Genomic DNA, 3,763 nt, shown 5'->3' with positions numbered 1-3,763 from the left:
TGTTGCAGGTTTCTCTGAACAGGGTTGGCTACTAATGCCCACATCCGGGTACCAAGCATCAACTAATTTTGCACATGCAACGGGCTATTCAAAGCTGAGTCAGCTGAAATCTCACGCAGCTCCTCGTTGATGTCGTCGATGTCGTCTTTGATGTCTTCGACACGACGCTTCCGTTCCTTGGCTTCACTCACCAAGTCGTCGCCTCGATCGAGCGCACGTTGGACTTTCCGCCGGCCATTTACGCTGTTGGAAGCGGCTTCGGTGATTTTCTCCTTGAAGTGCTCGAGGTGCTCGCGCTTTTCCTCCTCGCTTTCGATGTCTGTACCGCAAATGCACTCGCCGTCATCAAGCAGTTGGTCTAACCACCATTCCGGGATGTCCGGTGGTTCTTGGCCGCTTTCTTCGCGGTCACGGAATTGTTCGATGGTGTATTCGAGCGCGTCTTGGTTGTACGCGACTGGCCCGGCACGGGAGAGCGAAATAGCTGCGTCTTCACGCGCGTTCTGAAGTTCCTCTTCCCGGTCTTCGAGGCGTTCGTTTAGGTATCGACGCCGTTGTTGTTTTTCGCGAACGTCAGGGTCTGTACTGTCGGCTAGTTCCTTATCGATGTCCTCGATTTGCTCGTTTGCTTCCTCGATGTTCTCTTCGATAGCCCGTTGCATGTGCAAAATTAGTTGATGCTTGGTACCCGGATGTGGGCATTAGTAGCCAACCCTGTTCAGAGAAACCTGCAACATCATCTGGTTTTTGGCCCTAATTTCGAAAGCGTGCAACAGGGTATTCGAGTTCTTTTTCATCCTCTTTGAGTTCATCAAGTTCGTCTTGGGCCTCTTCGTACTCCTTGTGGAGTTCTTGGGGTTTGCCCTCCACGTCGGATGCTTCTTTCTCGAGATCGCTTTGTACCGAGTTGAGGTGGTCGATACCACGCTCGAGTAACTGGATGTGAGAGACATCGAGAACGGCGTCTTTCACGCGTTGGGTGTACCCTTCCTCGAAGAACTTGTCAAGTTGCTCTCCGTCGAACAGGAAGTACTGGTGAACTCGCGTAGGGAGAATCTCGCGAAGCCGCGTGTTCGGGTTCTCTACGTTCTGCCAGTCCGCTCCGAACCGCTGGCGAAGCTGAAGATCCTCGGTGACGCTGTTGTACTCGTCTTCCCCGACCTTGGCTGTACGGAACTTCCGGGTGAAGACGTACTGCGGTTCGTCTTTCCCGAGCGTGATCTCGATGTGTCCGCGTACGCTGTCTCCGACGTCGACCGACTCGAGTTCTTTCAGATTGGCTATCGGGTCGGCCCCGAGCCCACGGTCATCGTTCTCGTCGATATGGGGCTCTTCATCGTAGAAACAGAGTGTGATGGCGTTCAGGATGTTCGACTTCCCGGAGCCGTTCTGCCCTTCGATGACGTTGATGTGCTTATCGGGCGAGGTCTCGAGGGGGATTTCTTCGACGCCCTGGAACTGCCGGTAGTTGTTGAGTTCGATTTTGAAGATTTGGATGTTGTTCATTCGTCGGTGTAGTCCTCAAGCGACTCGTTGTTTGCGTAGTCCTCCACAAGCTGGTGGTACTTGTCGGCGTACTTCGGACGCTCCTGGTCGAGTTTCGTTCGTTCGTGCTTGAGAATTTCACGAATGAATGACCGGTACTCGTCTTCCTCAATCTCATCCGTTTTGTCCAGGATGAGCGAGTGCACTTCGGAGTCCTTCATGGGTAACTACTCGATACATGAAACTAGGGTAAGATAATACATTCCCTCGAGAATATATCGAGAACATGGAAGGACTAGATGCGGTACTTCACGCGAATGTCGTCAATCACGTTCAGCGCCGTATGCCGGTTTTTGGCATTCTCGGCGAACTCAGCAAACCGATCAAGTTCCTTCTCGAGTAGCTTACGCTCTGACGTCGCAATATCTTCAGGTGGGTCCTTCGACGGCACAACAACCATATCGTAGATGATTGCCTTGTCCTTCCCCTCTGCTTGCCGAAGCACACGGCCTCGTCGCTGAATGAACTGCATGGGATTGCCACTGTTCGACATCAAGATTGCTTGGCGTGTGGCTGGCACGTCAACGCCTTCATCGAGGCATTTCATCGCGACAAGCGCGTCCCAGTCCCCAGCATCGAACCCTTCCAGAAGTTCGTCACGCTGGTCTTCGTCCTCGTGGTAGGTGAATTTATGATGGAAGACACCCTCGTCGTTCAGGATTTGCTGCACGTCATCGATTTGATCAGGGTTCGTGTAAACCAACAAGTGATCCGGGTCATCGATTCGTTGCAGGATGCGTCGTAAGTGGCGATACTTGTTCTCAGCGCTCTTCACGATGGACGCGCGCTTCATGGCGAGATGCTCAACGACTTCCTCTTCGATATCTTCGCTCGCTGCGGCACTCGCTAGTTTCTTGGACTCCTTCCGGTATTCCTCCAGTTCCTCTTGGGTCATCTCAACGATGATTGGCTCGTAGTCGTATGGCGTCAAGTACTCCGGGACTGCGTCTGAGAGGGAGTACTCGTAAACAATGTCTCCGAAGTAGTCCAGCAGGAACTCAGTGCCCTCCTCGTCGTAGTAGCGCTCCGGTGTGGCCGACAACCCGAGCCGGGCATCATATTCGTCGAGGAGGCCCTTGCGTTGTTCCTCGGAGCCGAGACCGTGAACCTCGTCAGCGATGAGGACAGTGTTTTCGTCTACAGTGCTAATTTTCTCTCGGAAATATTCCTCGCTGAGAGTCCTGTGTGTGGTGATGATGAACTCCCGATCACGGAACTCGAGTCTGATGTTGCTGACGACTCTGGACAGGTCGGATTTCCAGTCGCTGTTGGCTGTCCCGAACAGGAAGCGTGGGGAGGGGAATCCGAAGATGTCCATCTCTTCGGCCCACTGGTTGGCAAGGTGTGTGACCGGTACGGCAATCACGCAGAGTGTCGGCGAGTCTTGTTGCTCGAGGTACTCGTCGAGCGCGGCGAGTGCGGTGAACGTCTTTCCAGTACCGGTAGCCATCCGCAGGAGCCCATGGCAGTTGTTTTCGAACCAGTTATCGACTGCTTCGCGCTGGTAGTCTCGGAGCGTGATTTCGTTGCTGTCCTTCGTCGTGGAGTTGTCGGGTTCCTCGAAGGGTGTGTATGGACGGTTGTCGTAGTCGCGTAGCTCTGCGATGTCCTCTGCGATCCCATCGGGGATAGAGTACGTGTCGACATTCGAATCTCGACCTTCCCAGAGGTCTTTGAAGCGTTGTTCGTGGCTGTCTACCCCTTCAGCATCGCGCTCGCCAAGCCAGTCGCAATCAACACTGTACGCTTCGTAGTTACGAAGAGCCTGTTCACTGTCGTTCTGACTGCCGTGGAACCCAACACGGTTGCCGTCTTCGTCATAGAAGATACCGAATTTGTCGTGGAAATCGCCACCCGATAGAGACTCGGTGGGAATCGCGAATTTGATTTCGAGCAGACCATCGGCGATCATCCATGCGATGGCGTTCCTGGTGTCGTATTCCAAGTCGTACCGGAGGTCGTTGATGGTCTTTTCGAGGGTTTCGCGTAGGACTTCATCGCTGCGCGCTTCGTCCCCTTTCTTGATGGCCTCCCAGTCTTCTTCGGTGAGTTTTGGGCTAGTGATCCATTTCGCGGTACCGCCGTTGTCAGCTAGTTCAGCGATTCCTCGTGCGGCGGATTGCATCCAATTTGCTCTGTTGAACGCAAGAAGGCGACAGTATTGAATTTATGATATTCGTCTTAATGCCGCTATATGGCCTGAGAGTCCTGTTTTGAA

4 protein-coding genes are annotated in these 3,763 nt (G+C 53.5%); all 4 read right to left on the bottom strand.

Translation table 11 applies throughout. The annotated features are described in order from the left end of the window. Positions 1 to 62 precede the first annotated feature (62 nt). The 4 genes from C446_RS14630 to C446_RS14615 all read right to left on the bottom strand — a co-directional run bounded on the left by C446_RS14630 (position 63) and on the right by C446_RS14615 (position 3,670). Complete coding sequence (locus C446_RS14630) at positions 63 to 662, bottom strand: hypothetical protein (protein ID WP_049920258.1); 600 nt, start codon at positions 660 to 662, stop codon at positions 63 to 65. Between the two features lie 91 nt (positions 663 to 753). Next, positions 754 to 1,506 (bottom strand): ATP-binding protein, encoded by a 753-nt coding sequence (locus C446_RS14625; protein ID WP_239639518.1) that lies wholly within the window; start codon positions 1,504 to 1,506, stop codon positions 754 to 756. Continuing rightward, entirely contained in the window at positions 1,503 to 1,706 is a 204-nt protein-coding gene (locus C446_RS14620; RefSeq protein WP_006673903.1) for a hypothetical protein, read from the bottom strand. Before C446_RS14620 ends, C446_RS14625 begins: the two co-directional genes overlap by 4 nt. Before the next feature lie 74 nt (positions 1,707 to 1,780). After that, the gene (locus C446_RS14615; protein WP_006673902.1) at positions 1,781 to 3,670 is read right to left on the bottom strand and encodes a DEAD/DEAH box helicase family protein; all 1,890 of its coding nucleotides are present in this window, start codon (positions 3,668 to 3,670) and stop codon (positions 1,781 to 1,783) included. Between the last annotated feature and the right edge of the window lie 93 nt (positions 3,671 to 3,763).

Origin of the sequence: Halobiforma nitratireducens JCM 10879, assembly GCF_000337895.1 — an archaeon.
GTDB classification, from domain to species: domain Archaea; phylum Halobacteriota; class Halobacteria; order Halobacteriales; family Natrialbaceae; genus Natronobacterium; species Natronobacterium nitratireducens.
Note: the sequence above shows the minus strand (reverse complement) of the source record. Positions and strands in the feature narration are given on the sequence as shown.

Coding starts and splice junctions, on each gene's coding strand:
- C446_RS14630 (WP_049920258.1), bottom strand. CDS start 662: ATGCAACGGGCTATCGAAGAGAACATCGAGGAAGCAAACGAGCAAATC.
- C446_RS14625 (WP_239639518.1), bottom strand. CDS start 1,506: ATGAACAACATCCAAATCTTCAAAATCGAACTCAACAACTACCGGCAG.
- C446_RS14620 (WP_006673903.1), bottom strand. CDS start 1,706: ATGAAGGACTCCGAAGTGCACTCGCTCATCCTGGACAAAACGGATGAG.
- C446_RS14615 (WP_006673902.1), bottom strand. CDS start 3,670: ATGCAATCCGCCGCACGAGGAATCGCTGAACTAGCTGACAACGGCGGT.